Here is a 19,814-nt window from a genome sequence, read left to right on the forward strand (position 1 = left end):
GACAATGGGGCGAAGATACATGCGGCCCGCGATGCGTTGACTTGCGTCAGCCTGCCTGCTCGCCAGCCCCCTCGCATTTGCAGTGAGGTGGACGTCAAGCATGGATCCGAGGGTGATATGCAGTATTCATTGCCCGAGTTTCAGATGACGTTCGTGCCCCCGCTGAAAGTGTGAATACGGCATCCATAAACCTGACGGGCGCAGAACCGCCGGTCGGAGCTGCGTAGGCCAGCCCTGTGTCACGCGTCTTGGAGAAGACACCCCCAGCCCCACCGCTGAAGCCGGCGGCAAGGTCAATAAGCGTGCCACTGGCGTATTGAACAGCGTCTAACTGCTTTCCACCCAACACCCGCGCATTTGCAGTGCAAACCCCATTTAAAGGAAAAACAATGCACAAATCCGTATTTCAAACCGACGACGACGGCCTGTTCCTCTATGAGACCGTCGCCAACGACCTGCCCCTGTCGCCCGGCGCCTACAACGTGCCCTTTGGCGCCTATCCCGATGCGCCGCCCGCAGGCGGTAGCGGCCGCTGGCCGCGCTGGACGGGCAATGGCTGGCAGATGGTCGAAGACCATCGTGCCACGCCGCTATGGGTGGCCGAAACGGGTGAGTCCTATGCAATCGGCAGCAAGATCAAGCTGCGCGGCGGCGTTGACGACGTGCGCTATCCCGGCTGGGGACCGTTGCCCGCCTGGCTGAGCGATACGGCGCCGCAGCGTCCGGCCGAGGGCGCGGGCGTTTGACGGTAGTCCGGCGGAGCTGTCTCGTCGGAGGCCGTGCGCCGGACGCTGGATCTGCGCGCTATGCGGCGAGCGGCAGGGCGTCCAGCCCTTCGAGCCGTTCGCGGCGCAGCTGTTCCAGCTGGCGCTTGCCCAGCGGACTGCGCGCCAGCTTCTGCGCCAGCTCGCGTCCATGCGGATGGTAGTAGCGCAGCAGCATGCGGGTGTCGACGTTGCCGTTGACCTTGGCCAGCTCGTGGATCTGGAACACCGTGGCCAGCTGTGAGGTGCCTTCGTGCCGCAGATCGTGAAAGCGCAGATCGCGGAAATAGGCCGTGTTGGGACGCCGCCCGTGATGACGGCACAGCGCTTCGTAGCGCAGGCGGGCGCGGCGTCGCGCGCGGATGAAGGCGCGCGTGACCGAGCCCGGACGCATCGCGAAGATGCGCCCGCGCATTGGCTTGCCGGTGACCCAGCGGCGTAGCGCCTCGCGCGCGAGCGGGGTCAGCGGCACGTCGCGCGCGCGGCCGTTCTTGGTGTGAGGCAGGTGGACCACGCCATGCATCAGGTCCAGGTGCTCGCGCTGGATGCCGACCACTTCCGAGCGGCGCATGCCGGTTTCCCGGGCCACCGTCAGGATGGTGGGCAGCTCGCTGGAGCGGGTGGCCTGGATGATCCAGTCCAGTTCCTGGCGCGGGCATTGCTCTTCGGACAGGCCGCGCAGCGTGATGCGGTCGAACAGCCGGCGGTCGCGGGCATCGTCGATCGCCGGCCTGCGCACCAATTGAACCGGGTTCGCCAGCTGGTCGAAACCCCAATCCTTGCGGATCACCGTGTAGACGTGGGACAGGAAGGCCATGCGCCGCACGACGGTGGCCGGCGCGCGGTCCTTCAGCCATTCGTCGCGCAACTCGGTCAAGTCCGAGCTGCGGATCCGGTCCACCGGCCGGATCGCCAGCCGGGTCGCTCGCCAGATGCGGGCTATGGACTGCTCTGATACGTGCCCCTTCTTCGTGGCTGAGACCTCTGCCAGGTAGCGATCGAGCGCATCGGCCAGGGTGGGCGCGGGTTTGCGGCGGGGCTGTCGGCGGGTCCAGGGCTTCATTGCAGGTTCGGAAATCAGAGTGGGATCAGGAGTGTAGGCGCCCCATTGGCGGGCGCGCGACGCGAGCGGGCGAGAGTTTCGCCCGGATCGCGCTTTTTTGCTTCCATGGCCGGCGCCTCCCTGCGCCCGGTCATGGGCGGGAGACAGGGATGCGGGGTGGTCAGAGGAGTAGCAAGGATATGGAACCGGGATCGACGGGGTTGGGCGGGTTTGCCGCGTTGAAGATTGCGCTGGCGTTCGGCATGCCGGCGGCCACGGCGGCGCTGATCGGCATGTTGCTGATGCCGCCGCGCAGCTCGCGCGAGTTCGTGGCGCGCACCGCCTGTACGGTGGTGAGTTCGTTCTTGTTCGGGCCTTTGCTGGCGATCGGGATGATCGCCTGGATGCCCGACATTGTTTCGTCCGCCTATTGGCTGGCCCAGCGCACGGGCCTGGGCGAGGACGGGCTGCTGGCCATGTTCTACGTGCTGGGGCCTTGCATGCTGCTGGCGGGGCTGCCGGCCTGGTGGGTGCTGGGCGCCTATCTGCGCCTGACGGCCAAGCTGCAGAACCAGGACCTGGTCGATTGGGCGGTCGAGATCCGGCGCAAGGCGCTGGGCTTGGGGCAGGGTACGGAGAAAGGAGGAAATCATGACGCTTGAACAAGTGATGCGGGACGCGATCCGGCCCGCGCTGGCCTTGCTGCCGGCCGCCATGGACACGCCGCAGGCGCGCTGCATGCTGCTGGCGATCGGCCTGCAGGAAAGCCGTTTCGTGCATCGGCGGCAGATCGGTGGTCCGGCGCGCGGCTTCTGGCAGTTTGAACAAGGCGGCGGCGTGCGCGGCGTGCTGGCGCATCCGGCCAGCGCGGCGCTGGCGCGCCAGGTATGCCAGGTTCGCGGGGTGCCGCCGACGGCGCCGTCCGTGTACTCGCGCCTGGAACTGGACGATGTGCTGGCGGCCGCGTTCGCGCGGCTGCTGCTTTGGACCGATCCGGCGCGCCTGCCGCGCACGGGCGACGCCGATGCAGCCTGGGCGTTGTACCTGCGCACCTGGCGGCCGGGCAAACCCCATCGCCAGACCTGGGACGCGCTGCATGCCCAGGCGGCGCAAGCGACCGGGGAGTTGGAACATGCTTGAGTCATGGGTGAAGCGTAGCCTCGGCTGGATGGCGGCCTTGCTGGCGGGCCTGGCCGCCGTCGCCGGGGTGTATTGGAGGGGGCGGGCCCGGGGGCGCGAACAGGAGCGCGCCGATACCGAGGCCCGCCTCCAGGCCAGGGCCGGGCAGGCCCGCAAGGAGGTGGAACATGTGCGTGAGAACGTGGCTCGCAGCGATGACGATGCCGTGGCTGCTCGGCTCAAGTCTGGCTGGGTGCGCGGTGGTCCCGAAGACCGGCGTTGAATATTGCGACCATGCCCGGCCGGTCTATTTTGGAGCCGCGGCCGAGGTCGATGCCACGCCGCCCGGTGTAAGAAGGCAGATTCTGGAACATAATGAAACGGTCGCGCGCCTCTGCGTTTTGAATTAAATTGGGGACGCGGTGTTTCATCCTATGCTGTTCGGTCATGGACCGGGTAGCCGCCGATACCGCCCGGCGAGGCGGTCAATCCGCTGTGGCGGACGCGGCACGGCAGGGACAGTTGCTGGCGCTCATTGTGTGATTGCGGGGTTTTGCAATAATTTCTGACTTTCTCTTCCCGCCATTTATTGGCCGGAACGAGGCATCGGGAGGCGCTATGGGGCGGGGAGTGCGGTTCGGACAGCGCGCGTGGCGCAGGGCGCCGCGCGTTTCGAGTGCCATGGATTCCTGACGATCATGACCGACGGCGAAAGCTTGGTCAGCGCGCGGGCGCGCCCGCCACGCCGGTACTCCATGCGCACCGGTCTGCTGCTGCTGGTGTTCGCCTGTATTTTCCCGGCGCTCGTGGTGGCCTCGTTGGCGGTGTACGAGAGCTACGTCATCCAGAAAGAGCGCATATTCCGCGACACGATATTCCTGGCCCGCAATCTCACCGCGATTCTTGATCGCGAGTTGACGGCGGTCGAGGCTGGCATGCAGATGTTGGCGTCTTCGCCCGATCTGGTGGCGGGCGACCTGCCCGCGTTCCATCAGCGCGCCCGCGATGCGGTGCGCTTCCAGATCGCCGACAGTTACGTGCTGACCGACAGGGCGGGCCGGCAGGTCCTCAATACCCTGGTTCCCTACGGCACGGCGCTGCCGATGAGTCGGGTGCCGCGCGATCTGGACCGTGTGTTCGAGTCACGCGCGCCGGTGCTGAGCGGCCTGTTCACCGGCGCGGTCAGCGGCAGTCCCAGGATCGCGCTGGGCGTGCCCGTGCTGCGCGGCGAGGACGTGATTTACAGCCTGAACGTAGGCCTGTCGCCGGAGCGCATCGGTGCGGTGCTGGGCCGCCGCTCCTTGCCCGAAGGCTGGGTGGCCGCGGTGCTGGACAGTTCCGGCACGATCGTCGCGCGCACGCGCGATACGGCCAAGTTCGTGGGGCAGAAGGCAGTGCCGGCCTTGGCGCGCGCCGTCCAGGACGAGAGCGAGGGTTCGCTGGAGACCCTGACCAAGGAAGGCACGCCGGTCTACACGGCCTTCAGCCGTTCCGCCTTGTCGGGATGGACCGTCGCGGCCGGCGCGCCCATGACCCTGGTGACCACGGATCTCTATCGTTCGATCGCCTGGATCGCGCTCGGCACGCTGGCGGCCTTCGGGCTGGGCTTGTGGCTGGCCTTGAAACTCGCCAGCCGCCTGACGTCGGCCGTGCAGGGACTGGTCGGGCCGGCGCTGGCGCTCGGGGAAGGGCGGCCGGTGGAGGTGCCGCGCACCCATGTGAAGGAAGCGGTGGAAGTGGGGACAGCCTTGCAGCAGGCCTCGCGGATGTTGGCCCATGCTCAGCATCTGGCGCACTACGACCCACTGACCGGCTTGTGCAACCGCGTGCTGTTCGGCGAACTGGTGCTGCGTGAATTGGCCGTGGCGCAACGCAGCGGCGCTTCGTTCGCGATCCTGGCGATCGACCTGGACGGTTTCAAGGCCGTGAACGACATGCACGGGCACGCCGCCGGCGATACCGTGCTGAAAGAGGCCGCCGATCGGATGGCCAACGCCATTCGCGTCTCTGACGTGGCGGCGCGGCTGGGCGGCGATGAGTTCGCCATTCTGTTGCTGGCCGGCAACCGGGAAAGCGCCCAGGCCGTGGCCGAGGCGCTGGTGGAAAGCCTGTCGCTGCCCTATGCCAACGTCAAGGTCGCGGTGTCGGCCAGTGTGGGCATCGCCGTCTACCCGCAATCGGGCACGACCATGCTGCAGCTGCTCGAGCGCGCCGATGTGGCCTTGTACCAGGCCAAGGGGCTGGGCAAGCGCCGGGTCGCATCCGACGTGTGAGCGGTCGGGCGGGCGCCTGGCTGGCGCGGTCAATTGGTTAAACTGCCCGGCTTTGGCGTCCCGGTTGTTCGGGGGGCTGGCCGTCATGAGCGGCGCGCAGCAGGAAGTCGCAGTTGAAATCAGTCATTGGAATTGGCAGCAGCCGCAATGCCGCCACCTTGTCCGGCCTTGCGGCGGTGGCGCTGTGGGGCACCGTCGTCGGCTTGATCCGAGGAGTCAGCGAGAACTTCGGCCCAATCGGGGGAGCGGCGCTGATCTATACCGTCGGGTCGGTCCTGCTTCTTGCAATGCTGGGGTTCCCGCGCCTGGGCGCATTCCCGCGCCGTTATCTCATCGTCGGCAGCGCGCTGTTCGTGTCCTATGAAATCTGCCTGTCGCTGTCGCTGGGCTTCGCCGCCGATCGCGCGCAGGCCATCGAGCTGGGCATCGTCAACTATCTGTGGCCCTGTTTGACGGTGGTTTTCGCCATGCTGATCAACGGTCAGCGCGCCAGCGCCTGGGTGGTCCCGGGCATCGCGCTGTCGCTGTGCGGGATCGCCTGGGTGGTGGGTGGCTCGGCCGGCCTGTCGTGGGAGCGCAGCATCGCCAACGTTGCCAGCAACCCAGTGAGCTATGGCCTGGCTTTTTGCGGCGCGATCATCTGGGCCGTCTACTGCAACGTGACCAAGCGATATGCCGACGGCAAGAACGGCGTGGCCCTGTTCTTCGTGTTGACGGCGGCGGCCTTGTGGGTCAAGTACCTGTTGGCGGGCGAAGCGACGCTGCGTTTCGCCTGGCCGGCGATGCTGGAGCTGCTGGTCGCGGGCAGCGCCATGGCGGCGGGCTATGCCTTGTGGAACATCGGGGTGCTCAGAGGCAACCTGACGCTGCTGGCCACGGCTTCGTATTTCACGCCGGTGCTGTCCACGCTGTTTGCCGCGCTCTGGCTGTCCACGCGGTTGACCATGGCCTTCTGGCAAGGCGTGCTGATGGTCACGGCGGGGTCGCTGCTGTGCTGGGCGGCGACGCGCGGCCGGCCTGCGCGGGCAGGCTAGCCGCAGGGGGACAGCACACTAGCGGACCAGCGTCTGGGCGACGGCGTAGCCGATCGGAATGACCAGCAGCGAGGCGAACAGCGCGCTGACGATCGTCGCTGAAATCTTGAGCCAGGGCTCGGGCCCCGCGCTTTGCACCGTCTGAACCATCAACGTGACGATACCCACAACCATCAAACAGCTCATTGCCACTGCGATGTAAGTCATGTTGTCTCCGTCTTCGCCTGATTGAAGGGCTACGGCATGCCGCTGGGCGGTCTTGTTGTTTGACTTGATTGTGCGCCTGCTTTCGCGGGCAAGGCCCTAGGGGTTTTACTGACGGGAAGCGGGATCTGTGGCGTCCTGGCCGCGCAGTTCGCAGCAAAAACGCGAGTTTGAATCTGCGATTCTGGCAGGCGGATCCCCTGGCTGCCAGGATTGGCGCGGGTTTATTGATTTCGCCGCGCTGCGCAATCGTTTCGAATGGACTCAGGCGCGGGACTTTGCGTTACGATGGTCCTCCCCACTAGTCGATCCGTTCGCGACATGTCACACAAACTCCGCCCAGGCACGCGCGCGACCCTGCAGGTCAGGCAGCTGATGCCTGGCGAGTTCGCATGGATCATCACGCTGCTCGATCCCGACAGCGGCAACGTGCGCAGCACCAATTATTCCGAACGGCGCTATGGCAGCCAGGACGAGGCGTCCTCGGCGGGCAAGTCCGCGGTGATGGCCTATCTGGCGGACGCGGCGCCGCCGGCTCCGCGCGCTTGAGTCGGCACCGGCGCGCGTCACTTGAACGAGCGGCGCGGCAAGAGGGAGGCGGAGCTGCGCCGTCCCGGCTACCGCATGTCGCCCGGCATGAAAAAAGCCGAACCGACCTGGCAGCGTTGCGGGCAGGATTTCCAGTTGGCCTTGAACCAGCCGTAGATGGCTTGCTCATATTGAACGTGGTTGCGGGCAACGCATTGCATCTGCTGGTAGTTCTTCCTGGCTTGCGGCGTGCTCTGGTTGGCTGCGGCGGCGCGCAGCATTGCCTGGATGTCGCGGGCCGTGAATTCATTCCAGATGTAGTCGATCGGCACGCCCGGCGCCGCTTCGCCGATGACCGTGAATCGCGGGGTTTCCAGGAATATGGATCTGCCGCCCTTTTCCCGAGCCATGAGCGACGCCGGCGATGCCTCCACGCGATACAGGCCCAGATCGCTGGTCGCGCACGGGCCGCCCGTGCCGACGATCATGGGACTTCCCTGCCGGTTTTCAAACCGGAACTCGATGCCCATTGCCGAGGTGCCGGACGATACCGCCACCGCCGCTCCGGAAAGCGGGGCGCTGGCGGTTTTGGGGGCGCTGGTGCCGTTGGTCTGGCCACGGGCCTTGGCGATGGTCCAGCAGCCCGGCGCGGCCAGGCATTCGGCCTCGGTGATCTTGACGGCCGGCTGCCCCGCTTGCTTGAAATGGATGTACGTCTTGGCGTTTTCCAGGTAGCTGTAGACGTCCGACGTTTCGAACGGCCGCCTGCCGGCCTGCAGCGTTTCCCAGGCGGTGTTGACGCGTCCGTCCTTCCAGGTGTGAATCAGTTTTCCCGTGCCTTCGGCCAAGCCATTGCGACATGATCCTGACCAGGAGATCTGCTGGTAGGCGGCCGCGTATCCGCGCACTTCGACGACCTTGCATCCTTCCACGGTTTTCACTTGCGTGTATTCCACGGCGTGGCTGGGGCGGGCGGCAAGCATCAGCGCCAGCGCGGGCAACACCAAGGCCAAGAGCTGTCTGGCGCCGCGATAGGCGCGAAAACCTGGGGCGGACCGGCGCATGGCGAACCTCACGAGGAAAGGAGGAGGGGGCGGCAGGCGCCAAGCATAGCACCGGCGTTGGCGTGGCAAGGCCATTTTCGACCCTGCCGCGGAGGCGGCGGATCAATGCAGCGGATCGGGCGCCATGACAATGACGAGCCAAAAGCAAAAGGCCCGCAATTGCTTGCGGGCCTTGGTATTCCTTGGTGGCGCATCCCTGATTCGAACAGGGGACCTGCGGATTATGATTCCGTCGCTCTAACCGGCTGAGCTAATGCGCCATTTCGTTTGCTTGTCCGCGTGGCCTAGCGTTTTCACGCTGGCTGCTGTGTCAGCAACGAAGAACGAAATTCTAGCATGAAAAAATTTGTCCGTGCAATACCCGGGAAAGAAATCGGCACGCATGCCGACCTGATCCCATCCCCAGGCCCACAACCTTAGGTCTGTGGGGGTTGTGCGTTTCGAACCAAGGCCGGCCTCAGGCGTCCCGCGCCAGCCGTATTCCGGAAAACTGCCAGCGCGCCTCGGGCGGGAAGAAATTGCGGTAGCTGGCCCGGATGTGGCCGCGCGGCGTGACGCAGGAGCCGCCGCGCAGCACGTATTGATTGCACATGAATTTGCCGTTGTATTCTCCCACCGCGCCGCTGTCCGGGCGGAAGCCGGGATAGGCCTCGTAGGCGCTGCTGGTCCACTCCCAGGCGTCGCCGTAGAGCTGGGCGGGGCCCGACCAGCCTGGCCGGGCGGGCGCGGGCCGCGTATCCAGGTGGCCGCTTTCCAGCATGTTGGCGTGCACGCCGGAGCTGCCGTCAGGCTGGCGGCGCGCGGCGGATTCCCATTCGGACTCGCGCGGCAACCGGACCCGGGCCCAGCGGGCGTAGGCGTCGGCCTCGAAGTAGCTCACGTGCGTGACGGGCGCCTGCAGCTCCAGTTCCTGCATGCCGTGCAACGTGAAGACTTGCCAGTCGTCGCGCTCGCCCTCCCAATAGAGCGGCGCGCGCCAGCCCTCCGCGCAGACGCGGTCCCATCCCTGCGATAGCCACAGCTCCGGCCGTGAATAGCCGCCGTCGCGGATGAAGGCCAGGTATTCGTGCTGCGTCACCAGCCGGTTGGCCAGGTGAAAGCGGCCCAGCAGCGTGTCATGGGCCGGGGCCTCATTGTCGAAGGCGAAGCCGCCGCCGTCATGGCCGATGCGGGTCACGCCGCCCGCGTACTCGGTCCAGCCAGCCGGCGTGGCCGGCGGCAGGGCAGGGGCGCCGTTGGCCGCGTAGGCCGGCCTGAGGGGGTTGGCATAGAGCAGGTGCTTGACGTCGGTGAGGATCAATTCCTGGTGCTGCTGCTCGTGGTTGAGCCCCAGCGCCAGCAGGGCGTCGAAGGCCGCGTCGCCTGCCTGGCGGGCGATCAGCGCGTGCATGGCCTCGTCCACATGCTCGCGGTAGCGCAGCACCTCGGCCAGGTCCGGACGCGTGAGCAAGCCGCGCTGCGGGCGTGGATGGCGCGCGCCGATGGCGTTGTAGTAGGAGTTGAACAGCATGCGGTAGCTGGGATGGAAGGCGCGATAGCCCGGCGCATGACGGCTCAGCAGGAAGGTCTCGAAAAACCAGGTGGTGTGCGCCAGATGCCATTTGACGGGGCTGCAGTCCGGCATGGATTGCGCCTGGCAGTCTTCGGGGCTGAGCGGCGCGGCCAGGGCTGTCGTGGCGGCGCGCACGGCGTCGTAGCGGCCGGGCAGGCCGGCCGGGCCGCTCGCTCCGGGGCGGGTCAGCAGGCAGGCAGAGTCCATGCGCATCCTCCTGGGGGGCGTTGATTGGGTCGAGGCCAGCCGGCCTCAGGCGTGGGCGAGGAAGACCGAAAACCAGCCCCGCGTATCCGACCAATGGCGCACGTCGCGGTAGCCGGCGCGTTCCAGCAGCCCCTGGAAGGCGTCGGGCGTGAATTTGTATGAGTTTTCCGTGTGGATGCGTTCGCCGGCCTGGAAGGCGCGTTCGCCGCCCGGCCAGCGCACGCGCAAGGCGCGGCGCGCTTCCAGGTGCATTTCGATGCGCGAGCGCTCGGCGTTGTACAGGGCGACATGGCGCCAGTCCTCGACCTGGAAATCGCTGGCCAGCAGCGCGTTGACGTGCCGCAACAGGTTCAGGTTGAAGGCCGCCGTCAGCCGCAGCGCATCGTCGTAGGCCGGCTCCAGCACCTCGCGCGGCTTGACGCGATCCACGCCGATCAGCAGGCCGCCGTCCGGACAGAGTCCGCGCACATGCCGCAGCATGGCCAGCGCGTCGTCGGGGTTGAGATTGCCGATGCTGGAGCCGGGATAGAAGAACAGGCGCCGGGCGGACGGGATGTCGGCGGGCAGCGACAGACCCTGCGAGAAATCCTGTCCCAGCGGCGTCACCCGCAGCTCGGGATAGGCCGGGCGCAGACGGCGCGCGGCGGTTTCCAGGTAGTCCGTGGAGATGTCGATGGGTACGTAGCGGCGCGGCCGCAGGACGGGGAACAGGCGCTCGGCCTTGGCGCAATCGCCCGCGCCCAGGTCCAGCAGCGTTTCCACGGCGCCCGCGTGGCGCGCGATGGCGGCGCCATGCGCGGCATGGATCTCGGCTTCGCAACGCGTCGGGTAGTACTCGGGCAGCTGCGTGATGGCGGCGAACAGCGACGAGCCAAGCGCATCGTAGAGGAACTTCGGGTCGATGTGCGCCGGGCGGTCCAGCAGCCCGTGATGCAACTCCAGCCGCTCGGCGCTCCAGCCTGGCGGTGGCGATAGCGGCGGCGCGGCCGCCAATCGTGCGGAAGGGGTAAGCATGCGTCCGGCTCCTGGTAGAGGCCGCTGAAGCGCAGCGCGGAATGCCCATTGTCGCGGCCCCACGGGGCCGGGTGTCAAGCGCCAAGCCCCTGAATGCAATGGACTTTTACCAAATGGGTTCCATGCCTGCCCTGCGGGTGTTCCGACACGGGCCTGTGAAATATCGGTTTACGGCTGGTTGCCAACGCTCGGGCGGGATCGGCGCTCACTTGTCACAATGCAAGCGTGGACCAGGGCCGCAGGCCCCGGCAGAGCCCGGGCGTCAGGCGCGCAGCCGCTGGACGCCGGTCCGCGCATCCGACGAACCAGAACAAGGAGCGACCATGAACAGAAAGTCCCAACGCGCCGAGATTGCCTTGCATCGCGCCCGCGTCAGCGACAGCTTCCAGGAGCTGCTGGCCGGCACGGAAGACCTGTTGCGATCGACGGCCTCGTATACCGGCTCGGAGATCGAGGCGGCGCGCGAGCGGCTCAAGCGCCAGCTGGCCGAGGCCCGCGAATCGGCGGGCGAGTGGGAAACGGCGGCTCGCCAGCGCGCCCGCCGCGCCTCGGTCTACGCGGACGAGGTCGTGCACGAGCATGCCTGGAAATCGGCGGGCGTGGCCGCGCTGGTGGGGGTGCTGCTGGGATGCTGCCTGGCCTCGGGCGGCCGGCGCTGAACGATCGCGGCGGGACGCCCGCCGCAGGGCGCCCGCCGCCGAAAGCCCCGGTGGGGGCGCGGCGCCGGCCGTGACGGCCGGCCGCCGGCGGGTTCAGGCGGGCGCCGCTTGCGGCTCGAGCTTGCGGGCCAGCGCGGTCGTGAGGTCGTGCGTGGGCTGGAACGAGTTCGCCTGCGCCATGGCCCAGCCGGTCTGGAAGACCTGGTGGCGGAACTCGCCACGCAGCAATTCGCCGGGCGTCAGTTCCGGGAACAGCGCCGACAGCAGCCGGATCTCGCTGGAGGAAATGCGCCGCGCAATGTGATGCGGGCGCAGCTGGCCGGGATGCGTCAGGCCCGCGGCCGCCAGCAGCTCGGCCAGCGCGTGCAGCGTGTTGCGATGGAAGTTGGCCACGCGCTGCGCCTTGTCGGGCACGACCAGCGCGCGCTGGCGCAGCGGATCCTGCGTGGTGACGCCGGTGGGGCATTTGCCGGTGTGGCAGGCCTGGGCCTGGATACAGCCGATGGCGAACATGAAGCCGCGCGCCGAGTTGCACCAGTCCGCTCCCATCGCCATCACGCGCGCCATGTCGAAGGCGGTGATGATCTTGCCCGACGCGCCCAGCTTGATGCGGTCGCGCAGGTTCACGCCGATCAGCGTGTTGTGGACCAGGCGCAGCGCTTCGCGCAGCGGCGTGCCGACGTGGTCGACGAACTCGACCGGGGCCGCGCCCGTGCCGCCCTCGGCGCCGTCCACCACGATGAAGTCCGGCGTGATGCCTGTTTCGAGCATGGCCTTGACGATGGCGAACCATTCCCAGGGATGGCCCACGCAGAACTTGAAGCCCACCGGCTTGCCGCCGGACAGCTCGCGCAGCCGCGCCACGAACTTCATCAGGCCGATGGGGGTGTCGAAGGCCGAATGGGTGGCGGGCGAGTTGCAGTCCTGCCAGGGCGCGACCCCGCGCGCCTCGGCGATCTCGGGCGTGACCTTGCCGGCCGGCAGGATGCCGCCGTGGCCCGGCTTGGCGCCTTGCGACAGCTTGATCTCGATCATCTTCACCTGCGGCGTACAGGCGTTCTTGACGAAGGCTTCCTCCGAGAACGCGCCGTGCTCGTCGCGGCAGCCGAAGTAGCCCGAGCCGATGTTCCACACCAGGCCGCCGCCCGGCTGCCGGTGATAGCGGCTGATGCCGCCTTCGCCCGTGTCGTGGGCGAAATCGCCCTGCCGCGCGCCTTCGTTCAGCGCCAGGATGGCATTGGCCGACAGCGCGCCAAAGCTCATGGCGGACACGTTGAAGGCCGACATCGAATACGGCTGTTTGCAGTCCGGCCCGCCGACGGTGACGCGGAAATCGGTGTCCTCGATGTGCGAGGGCGACATGGAATGGTTGATCCACTCATAGCGGTCGCCGTAGACGTCTTCCTGCGTGCCAAAGGGGCGCTTGTCGATCTCGCGCTTGGCGCGCTGGTAGACGATGGAACGCTGCGCGCGCGAGAAAGGCGCGGCCTGCGTGTCGTCTTCCAGGAAATACTGGCGGATCTCCGGACGGATGAACTCGAACAGGAATCGCAGGTTGCCCAGCACCGGGTAGTTGCGGCGGATGGCGTGGCGCGTCTGGATCAGGTCGTAGACGCCCAGCGCGGCCAGCAGCGCCAGCGGCACGGCGGCGCACAGCCACCAGGGCGAGGCGGTATAGGAAAGGACGGCCGTCGCGGCAGTGCCCAGCAAAGTCAACAAAAAGGCCGTGTAACGGCCGGCGATCCAGCGCATGTCCATCTCCGGGATTCGGGGTGGAGCTAACCATACACCAGCGCGGCGGCGACGTTGTCCCGCCGCGTGGAAAGAGTATCCCGCGATTGGGGTTTGCTCGGGGGGAGGTCGCGCGTCGCGCAGACCGCCGGGCAGCCGTTCTTGAATCGGCGTCGCAATGACAAAGCCCCCTGTTACAGGGGGCTTGAGGGGATGGCGCGTCAGCAGCTCGACGCAGGCGGCGTCTTTTCCACGGCCAGGCCGAACAGCGGACGCAGGCGCACGCCCAGCGCGCTGCCCAGGAAGGCGGCCGGCAGCCAGAGCCAGGCATGCAGGCTGCCCGACAGGATGCCGCTGAAGTAGGCGCCGATGTTGCAGCCGAAGGCCAGGCGCGAGCCGTAGCCCAGCAGCAGGCCGCCGATGACGGCGCCGGCCAGCGAGCGCGCCGGCACTTTCCAGACCGGCGCGAACTTGCCGGCGGCGCTGGCCGCGGCCAGCGCGCCCAGCATCAGGCCCAGGTCCATGACCGTGGTCACGTCCTGGCGCAGCGGCGCGGCCAGCGAGGCCTGCTTGCTCCAGTAGGTCCAGGCGGCCACGTCGCCGCCCAGCGCGTCCAGCGTCTTGGCGCCCCACAGCGCGAAGGCCGAGGTCACGCCCCAGGGGCGGCCGGCCAGCGCCAGGGTGGCGAAGTTCAGCGCGACCAGCGCCACGCCGCCCCAGATCAACGGCCAGGGGCCTTGCAGCAGCGAACCCGGCCGCGCGGTGCGCGAGGCGAAGGAGATCACATGACCGTGGCGGCGCTTTTCCAGCGCGGTGGCGGCCCAGGCGATCAGCGCGAAGACGGCCAGGTTGGCGATCAGCGCGGGCGCCAGGCCCCAGCTCTTGACCAGCGAGGTCGGCGCCAGCGCCGGCAGCGCCGACCACCAGCCGAAGTTGGCCGTGGCGATGACCGAGCCGACGATGAAGAACAGCAGCGTGACCACCATGCGGGTATTGCCGCCGCCGACCGCGAACAGCGTGCCCGAGGCGCAGCCGCCGCCCAGCTGCATGCCGATGCCGAACAGGAAGGCGCCCAGCAGCACCGACACGCCCGGCGGCGAGACGAAGCCGGCCACCGGCTGGCCGAACAGCGAGCCTTGCGACAGCACGGGGAAGAACAGTAGCACGCCCAGGCCCAGCATGAACATCTGCGCGCGCAGGCCGGCGCCACGGCGGTCGGAGACGAACACGCGCCAGGCCTGGGTGAAGCCGAAGGACGCGTGATACAGCGCCACGCCCAGCAACGCGCCGACGATCCATAGCGCGCCCTGGCGCCAGCTGACGCTCTGGTTCAGATAGACGGCGCCGGCGGCCACCAGCAGCAGCGCGATCCACAAGGGGGCGCGGTTGGCGCGGATGGGCGGCAAGGCCGAGGGCAGGGGCAGGGTGGAAGCGTTGGCGCTCATGGATGAGTCCCGGAGAAAAAGCGGAAAGCGGCACGTGGCCGCGCCTGGGGCGGCCGTCGTGAACCCGGAGGCGGCGTCGGTCTGTCGCCAAAGGCCACGAAAAACGGGCGCGTCAGCGCACCCGTGGAAAGGGCGTCAGTCTACGCGTTGGCGTAAATATCTCAAACCACAAATATGTGTTTGATAAATAGCTAAAAGTAATAAGCAAGTGATTAGAGCGCATGGGCTTGGCGACGGCGTTGCACGGTCCGGGCTGCGCGCCAAGGGGATCCAGGCCGACGCCGGTCGTCCCGCCTCTTTCCCATCTGCGTCGCTATTCCAGGATCGCCGCGAAATCCTCGGCATAGCCCAGCAGCAGCACCTTGCTGGCCTGCACGGCCTGGGCCAGCTCGCGCCAGGCCGGCGCGGCCTCGCCCTGTTCGTCGTCCTGGACGTCGTACAGCTCGGTCAGGTCCGCCACCAGCCGCCGCGCCTCGTCGGCGCCGGGCGCTTGCGGGCGGATGAAGCCCAGCCATGCCGCGCCGATGCCGAAAAAGCGGTAGCCGTGCCGTTCTTCCAGGCGACGGATGATGGCGTGGTTCTGGAACACGTCCCAGTCGGCGGAAAAATAGCCGTTGACCATGCCGGCGATCAGCAGATTGTCTTCCGGCACGGGCACGCGCTGCACGTAGACGACCTGGTCGAGCACGCGCTGGGGATCCCGGTTCATCGCGGCCAGCGCGGCGATGTCGCCGGCGTTGACGTAGAGCGTGCCGGGCAGCGATTCCCAGGCTTGTTGCAGCTGCGGATCCTGAAGCTGGGCCACCACGTGCGCCAGCCGGCGCGATTCGTAGGCGCGCACGGACTCGGGATCGTCCAGGTCCAGGTCGTCGTAGTCGTAATCGAAGGTCAGGCGCTCGTCTTCCAACGCGTGGCCGCGGGTGTAGCAGCTCTGGTTCACATCGTCGAGCGTGCACAGGTAGCGGTATTGCGGCTCGGCGGCGCGCAGGCGCTCGGCGACCTGCAGGACCTGCTCCAGCGTCGGCGCGTCCGACAGCCGGCTCGCGCTGAAGCTGTCCACGGGCTGGAAGCTGTAGGTTTCGCGGTAGTCGACGAGGGTTTCCTGCATGGCGGCTCCTGTATCGGTCCTGTAGCGGTCTTGTCGCGGGCGACGGCGACGGCGACGGCGGGGGCGGATGCGCGATGCTAGCATCGCGGCGCGTCATGCGCGCCGGCGCGAGCCGGCCCGCCGCCGGCCACACCGGGATGGCTGGCCGCCTATTGCAGGCGCCAGGCCAGCGCCGCCAGCGTCAGCAGCAGCACCGGCAGCGTCAGCACCAGGCCGACGCGGAAGTAATAGCCCCAGGTGATGCGCAGGCCCTTGCGCGCCAGCACGTGCAGCCACAGCAGGGTGGCCAGGCTGCCGATCGGGGTGATCTTGGGCCCCAGGTCGCTGCCGATCACGTTGGCGTAGATCATGGCGTCCTTCACCGGACCCACGGCGCTGGTGTCGCCGATGGACAGCGCGCCCACCAGCACGGTGGGCAGGTTGTTCATGACCGATGACAGGAAGGCCGTCGCCAGCCCGGTGCCCATCGCCGCGCCCCACACGCCGTATTCCGCGCAGCGTTCCAGCACCTGGGTCAGGTAGGCGGTCAGGCCGGCGTTGCGCAGGCCGTACACCACCAGGTACATGCCCAGCGAGAACACCACGATATGCCAGGGCGCGCCGCGCATGACGCGTCGTGTGCCGACGATGTGCTGGCGGCCGGCGATCAGCAGCAGGCCCAGCGCGCCGGCGGCCGCGATGGCGCTGACCGGGATGCCCAACGGTTCCAGGATGAAGAAGCCCGCCAGCAGCAGCGCCAGCACGACCCAGCCGGCGCGGAACGTGACCGGGTCGCGCACGGCAGAGGCGGGGGCGGGCAACTGGCTCACGTCGTAGCGCGGCGGGATGCTCTTGCGGAAGAACAGCAGCAGCACCGCCAGCGTGGACGCCACCGCCATCAGGTTCACCGGCACCATCACCGAGGCGTACTCGCCGAAGCCGATGCCGAAGAAGTCCGCCGACACGATGTTGACCAGGTTGGAGACGATCAGCGCGATGCTGCCGGTGTCGGCGATGAAGCCGGCGGCCATGACGAAGGCCAGCGAGGCGCCGGGGCCGAAGCCCAGCGCCAGCAGCATCTCCATGACGATGGGCGTGAGGATCAGCGCCGCGCCATCGTTGGCGAACAGCGCCGAGACCACGGCGCCCAGCAGCACGATCAGCACGAACAGCAGCCGGCCGCGACCGCCGCCCCAGCGCGCCACGTGCAGCGCCGACCATTCGAAGAAGCCCGCCTCGTCCAGGATCAGGCTGGTGATGATGATGGCGATGAAGGTCGCGGTGGCGTTCCAGACGATGCGCCAGACATCGGGGATGTCGCCGGGCTGCACCACGCCGGTGGCCAGCGCCAGGGCGGCGCCGATCAGCGCGCTCCAACCGATGGACAGGCCGCGCGGCTGCCAGATGACGAGGGTGATGGTCAGGATGAAGATCGCGGCGGCAAGCAGCATGGCAGGGCTTTCAGTTGAGACGTCAGTTGATGGGATGGGCGCTGATCCAGGCCACCAGCAGGCTGATGGTGAGCACCGAGGCCAGGGTCGAAACGAGGATGGCGCGCGAGGTCAGGCGGGCGTCGCGCCCGTACATGCGCGCCAGCATGAAGGGGCCGGTGCCGATGGGCAGCGCGCTCATCAGCACGGCGGTCCAGGCCCACAGCGGCGGCATGTCGAACACCAGGAAGGCCAGGGCCGCCGTGGCGGCCGGCTGCAGCAGCAGCTTGCCCAGCACCAGCCGCAGTACGCCGGGGCCGGGGCTGGCCGTCTCGGTCTGCGCCAGGAACAGGCCGATGGCCACCAGCGCACAGGGGCTGGCCGAGGCGCCCAGCAGCGTCACGTAGCGGTCCAGCCCTTCGGGCAGCGCGATGCCGGTGGCGGCCCAGGCCAGGCCGGCCACGGGCGCGGCCAGCAGCGGGTTGCGCATCAGCGCCTGGCCGACCTTGAGCAGGGTGGCGCCCAGGCCGGGCGCCTGCTGGCGGTCCAGCTCGATCAGGGCGATGGCGCAGCCGAACAGGACGCTGGCCGTCAGCAGCGTGGCGAAGGCCGCCGGCGCCAGGCTTTCGGCGCCGAACAGGGCCACGCACAGCGGAATGCCCATGTACCCCGCGTTGGCGTAGGCGGCGGCCAGGCCTTCGATGCTGCGGTCGGTCAGGGCGCGCGCCGCGGGGCGGCGGCCGGCGAAACCGGCGACGAAGGTGATGGCGATGCCGCCTGCGAAGGCGCCGACGTAGCCCCAGTGCGTCATGGCGGCCAGATCGACCTGGGTCATGGCGCGGAACAGCAGCGCCGGCAGCGACAGATAGACCACGTAGCGGTTGAGCGCGTCGGTGGCGCCGCTGCCCAGGAGGTTCCAGCGGGCCGCCAGCCAGCCGGTCAGGATCAGCGCGAAAACCGGCAGGGCGGCGGTGATGACGGCGTTCATTGGGGGAAGACGTGGGCGGGGCGGCGCGAAGACGCCCATTCTACTTGGCCGCCGGAGGCCGTGCCCGTGCTACCTGGCGGCCGCCGGCCGCGCCCGCGTCACCAGCAGGATGCCCAGCGCCGCCAGCGCCATGCCCGGCCAGGCCAGCGCCGGGATGGCCTCGTCCAGCGCGGCATAGGCGATCACGGCGGAGCAGGGCGGCACCAGGAAGAACAGCGCGGACACGCGCGAGGCCTCGCCGTGACGCAGCATGGCCAGCAGCAGCGAGATGGCCACCAGCGAGTTGCCCACCACCAGATAGGCCAGCGAGCCGAACAGCGCCCCGGTCCATTCCACCCGCATGGGCTCGAGCCAGACCGCCAGCGGCGCCGTCACCAGGAGACCCACCGAATACTGCACCAGATTCGAGACGACGGGGTGCGTGTCCGTGCCGTGGCGCTTTTCATACAGCGTGCCGCCGGTGATGCACAGCAGCGCCGCCACCGCGTAGGCCAGTCCCGCCGCCGATTGCAGGTCCACCGAGGCCTTGGCCACGATCACCAGGCCGGCGCCGAGCACGCCCAGCGTCAGCCCGGCCCAGCGCCGCGCATCGACGCGCTCGCGGGCGATGGCCGGAGCCAGCAGGCCGACCAAGATGGGTTGCAGCGAGGTGATCAGGGCCACGCCGCCGGCCGAGATGCCGTGCGCCAGCGCCAGGTAGGTGAAGCCGAAGTAGCCGGCCTGCAGCAGCAGCCCCACCATGGCCAGATGCGTCCATGCGCGCGGGCTGGCCGGCATGGGCGGGCGCAGCGCCGGCAGCAGCGGCGCCAGCAGCGCGACGACGCAGGCATAGCGCAGCGCCAGGAAGGTCAGCGGGTCGGCATGGGCTAGGCCGATCTTCAAGACGACGAAGCCGCTGGACCACAGCAGCAGGAACACGAGGGGCGCGGATTTCAACCAAAGCGGAGCAGGGGTGAGCATGGTGTCCGGTTCGTGGCGAAAGCAAGCCACGATGGTACGCCCATTTGGCTAAATAGTTGCAATTGCATCTATTCGCCGTTTTCCGCCGATCTGTTGTTTCCTGTCGATCCATTGCGTCAGGTCGCTGTTTTCTCCCGGTTCATTTGAGAGAATATGACTGGCAAGGCGGTCTCGCGCGCTGGGGCATTTTCCCGATGGCGGCCGTCCTTGGCATGGAAACCATGATCAGCCCGGGCAGCAAGGAAACACGCATGAAAGCCGCGACATCAAGCATACGCATCACTTTGGGAACCTGGGACCGCCTGCGCGAGGATGCGACCAGCGTGCGCCACGAGGTCTTCGTGGTCGAGCAGCGCGTGCCGGTCGAGGTCGAGCTCGACGACGACGACGCGGTGTCGGTGCATGCGGTGGCCTACGATACGGACGGCACGGCGGTGGGCACCGGACGCCTGTTGCCCGACGGCCACATCGGCCGCATGGCCGTGCGCAAGCGCGCGCGCGGCCTGGGCGTGGGCGGGCAGATCCTGGACGCGCTGATCGGCCAGGGGCACGGCGACGGGCACCGCATGCTGGTGCTGCACGCGCAGACGCACGCCGCCGGTTTCTACGAAGCGCACGGGTTCCAGGTGGAAGGCGAGGAATTCATGGAAGCCGGCATCGCCCATGTGGTGATGACGCGCACGCTGGCCTAAAGGCTCGGCGGCTCGGCGGCC

At 68.1% G+C, this 19,814-nt stretch carries 21 protein-coding genes and 1 tRNA gene; 9 read left to right on the top strand and 13 right to left on the bottom strand.

The window, feature by feature from the left end; translation table 11 throughout:
• The first annotated feature begins 389 nt into the window (after positions 1-389).
• Entirely contained in the window at positions 390-746 is a 357-nt protein-coding gene (locus tag AC6LJ5_RS20410; RefSeq protein WP_498141435.1) for a phage tail protein, read from the top strand.
• A 58-nt stretch (positions 747-804) separates the two neighbouring features.
• On the opposite strand, the gene AC6LJ5_RS20415 is transcribed toward AC6LJ5_RS20410, so the two are convergent.
• The gene (locus AC6LJ5_RS20415; RefSeq protein WP_498141436.1) at positions 805-1,827 is read right to left on the bottom strand and encodes a tyrosine-type recombinase/integrase; all 1,023 of its coding nucleotides are present in this window, start codon (positions 1,825-1,827) and stop codon (positions 805-807) included.
• 160 nt (positions 1,828-1,987) lie between these two features.
• Complete coding sequence (locus AC6LJ5_RS20420) at positions 1,988-2,221, bottom strand: hypothetical protein (RefSeq protein ID WP_498141437.1); 234 nt, start codon at positions 2,219-2,221, stop codon at positions 1,988-1,990.
• On the opposite strand from AC6LJ5_RS20420, the gene AC6LJ5_RS20425 reads away from it, so the two are divergent.
• From AC6LJ5_RS20425 to yddG, 5 genes are all read left to right on the top strand, one after another.
• Positions 2,211-2,468: a hypothetical protein gene (locus AC6LJ5_RS20425; protein WP_233772391.1), complete on the top strand. Its 258-nt coding sequence runs from the start codon at positions 2,211-2,213 to the stop codon at positions 2,466-2,468. The genes AC6LJ5_RS20420 and AC6LJ5_RS20425 overlap by 11 nt on opposite strands.
• Positions 2,458-2,946: a hypothetical protein gene (locus AC6LJ5_RS20430; protein ID WP_392410846.1), complete on the top strand. Its 489-nt coding sequence runs from the start codon at positions 2,458-2,460 to the stop codon at positions 2,944-2,946. Before AC6LJ5_RS20425 ends, AC6LJ5_RS20430 begins: the two co-directional genes overlap by 11 nt.
• Positions 2,939-3,208 (top strand): hypothetical protein, encoded by a 270-nt coding sequence (locus AC6LJ5_RS20435; protein ID WP_392410845.1) that lies wholly within the window; start codon positions 2,939-2,941, stop codon positions 3,206-3,208. Before AC6LJ5_RS20430 ends, AC6LJ5_RS20435 begins: the two co-directional genes overlap by 8 nt.
• 415 nt (positions 3,209-3,623) lie before the next feature.
• On the top strand, positions 3,624-5,198 hold the full coding sequence (locus tag AC6LJ5_RS20440; protein ID WP_498141438.1) for a diguanylate cyclase: 1,575 nt from the start codon (positions 3,624-3,626) through the stop codon (positions 5,196-5,198).
• Positions 5,199-5,311: 113 nt separating this feature from the next.
• On the top strand, positions 5,312-6,232 hold the full coding sequence (gene yddG, locus AC6LJ5_RS20445; protein ID WP_498141439.1) for an aromatic amino acid DMT transporter YddG: 921 nt from the start codon (positions 5,312-5,314) through the stop codon (positions 6,230-6,232).
• A gap of 18 nt (positions 6,233-6,250) precedes the next feature.
• On the opposite strand, the gene AC6LJ5_RS20450 is transcribed toward yddG, so the two are convergent.
• Positions 6,251-6,439 (bottom strand): hypothetical protein, encoded by a 189-nt coding sequence (locus tag AC6LJ5_RS20450; RefSeq protein ID WP_103273540.1) that lies wholly within the window; start codon positions 6,437-6,439, stop codon positions 6,251-6,253.
• A gap of 318 nt (positions 6,440-6,757) precedes the next feature.
• Between AC6LJ5_RS20450 and AC6LJ5_RS20455 the strand changes: the two genes are divergently transcribed.
• On the top strand, positions 6,758-6,985 hold the full coding sequence (locus AC6LJ5_RS20455; protein WP_103273541.1) for a hypothetical protein: 228 nt from the start codon (positions 6,758-6,760) through the stop codon (positions 6,983-6,985).
• Between the two features lie 68 nt (positions 6,986-7,053).
• Here AC6LJ5_RS20455 and AC6LJ5_RS20460 read toward each other — a convergent pair whose 3' ends face one another.
• From AC6LJ5_RS20460 to egtD, 4 genes are all read right to left on the bottom strand, one after another.
• Entirely contained in the window at positions 7,054-8,103 is a 1,050-nt protein-coding gene (locus AC6LJ5_RS20460) for a hypothetical protein (protein ID WP_498141440.1), read from the bottom strand.
• Between the two features lie 108 nt (positions 8,104-8,211).
• Positions 8,212-8,288, bottom strand: a tRNA-Met gene (locus AC6LJ5_RS20465).
• 197 nt (positions 8,289-8,485) lie between these two features.
• Positions 8,486-9,787: an ergothioneine biosynthesis protein EgtB gene (egtB, locus tag AC6LJ5_RS20470; RefSeq protein WP_498141441.1), complete on the bottom strand. Its 1,302-nt coding sequence runs from the start codon at positions 9,785-9,787 to the stop codon at positions 8,486-8,488.
• Positions 9,788-9,832: 45 nt separating this feature from the next.
• The gene (gene egtD / locus AC6LJ5_RS20475; protein WP_498141442.1) at positions 9,833-10,801 is read right to left on the bottom strand and encodes an L-histidine N(alpha)-methyltransferase; all 969 of its coding nucleotides are present in this window, start codon (positions 10,799-10,801) and stop codon (positions 9,833-9,835) included.
• 323 nt (positions 10,802-11,124) lie between these two features.
• Between egtD and AC6LJ5_RS20480 the strand changes: the two genes are divergently transcribed.
• Complete coding sequence (locus AC6LJ5_RS20480) at positions 11,125-11,460, top strand: ElaB/YgaM/YqjD family protein (RefSeq protein ID WP_103273545.1); 336 nt, start codon at positions 11,125-11,127, stop codon at positions 11,458-11,460.
• A 93-nt stretch (positions 11,461-11,553) separates the two neighbouring features.
• Here AC6LJ5_RS20480 and AC6LJ5_RS20485 read toward each other — a convergent pair whose 3' ends face one another.
• From AC6LJ5_RS20485 to AC6LJ5_RS20510, 6 genes are all read right to left on the bottom strand, one after another.
• Positions 11,554-13,212 (bottom strand): FMN-binding glutamate synthase family protein, encoded by a 1,659-nt coding sequence (locus tag AC6LJ5_RS20485; protein WP_498141443.1) that lies wholly within the window; start codon positions 13,210-13,212, stop codon positions 11,554-11,556.
• Positions 13,213-13,412: 200 nt separating this feature from the next.
• Entirely contained in the window at positions 13,413-14,636 is a 1,224-nt protein-coding gene (locus AC6LJ5_RS20490) for a YeeE/YedE family protein (protein WP_103273547.1), read from the bottom strand.
• 313 nt (positions 14,637-14,949) lie between these two features.
• Positions 14,950-15,744, bottom strand: coding sequence for a hypothetical protein (locus AC6LJ5_RS20495; protein ID WP_498141444.1), 795 nt, complete (start codon positions 15,742-15,744; stop codon positions 14,950-14,952).
• Positions 15,745-15,893: 149 nt separating this feature from the next.
• Complete coding sequence (locus AC6LJ5_RS20500; protein ID WP_103273549.1) at positions 15,894-17,174, bottom strand: arsenic transporter; 1,281 nt, start codon at positions 17,172-17,174, stop codon at positions 15,894-15,896.
• A 22-nt stretch (positions 17,175-17,196) separates the two neighbouring features.
• Complete coding sequence (locus tag AC6LJ5_RS20505; protein ID WP_498141445.1) at positions 17,197-18,141, bottom strand: AEC family transporter; 945 nt, start codon at positions 18,139-18,141, stop codon at positions 17,197-17,199.
• Positions 18,142-18,210: 69 nt separating this feature from the next.
• On the bottom strand, positions 18,211-19,101 hold the full coding sequence (locus AC6LJ5_RS20510; protein ID WP_498141446.1) for a DMT family transporter: 891 nt from the start codon (positions 19,099-19,101) through the stop codon (positions 18,211-18,213).
• A 251-nt stretch (positions 19,102-19,352) separates the two neighbouring features.
• On the opposite strand from AC6LJ5_RS20510, the gene AC6LJ5_RS20515 reads away from it, so the two are divergent.
• Positions 19,353-19,793: a GNAT family N-acetyltransferase gene (locus tag AC6LJ5_RS20515; RefSeq protein ID WP_103276388.1), complete on the top strand. Its 441-nt coding sequence runs from the start codon at positions 19,353-19,355 to the stop codon at positions 19,791-19,793.
• Positions 19,794-19,814: the final 21 nt, after the last annotated feature.

This window comes from Achromobacter sp. 1011791174 (genome assembly GCF_059760925.1).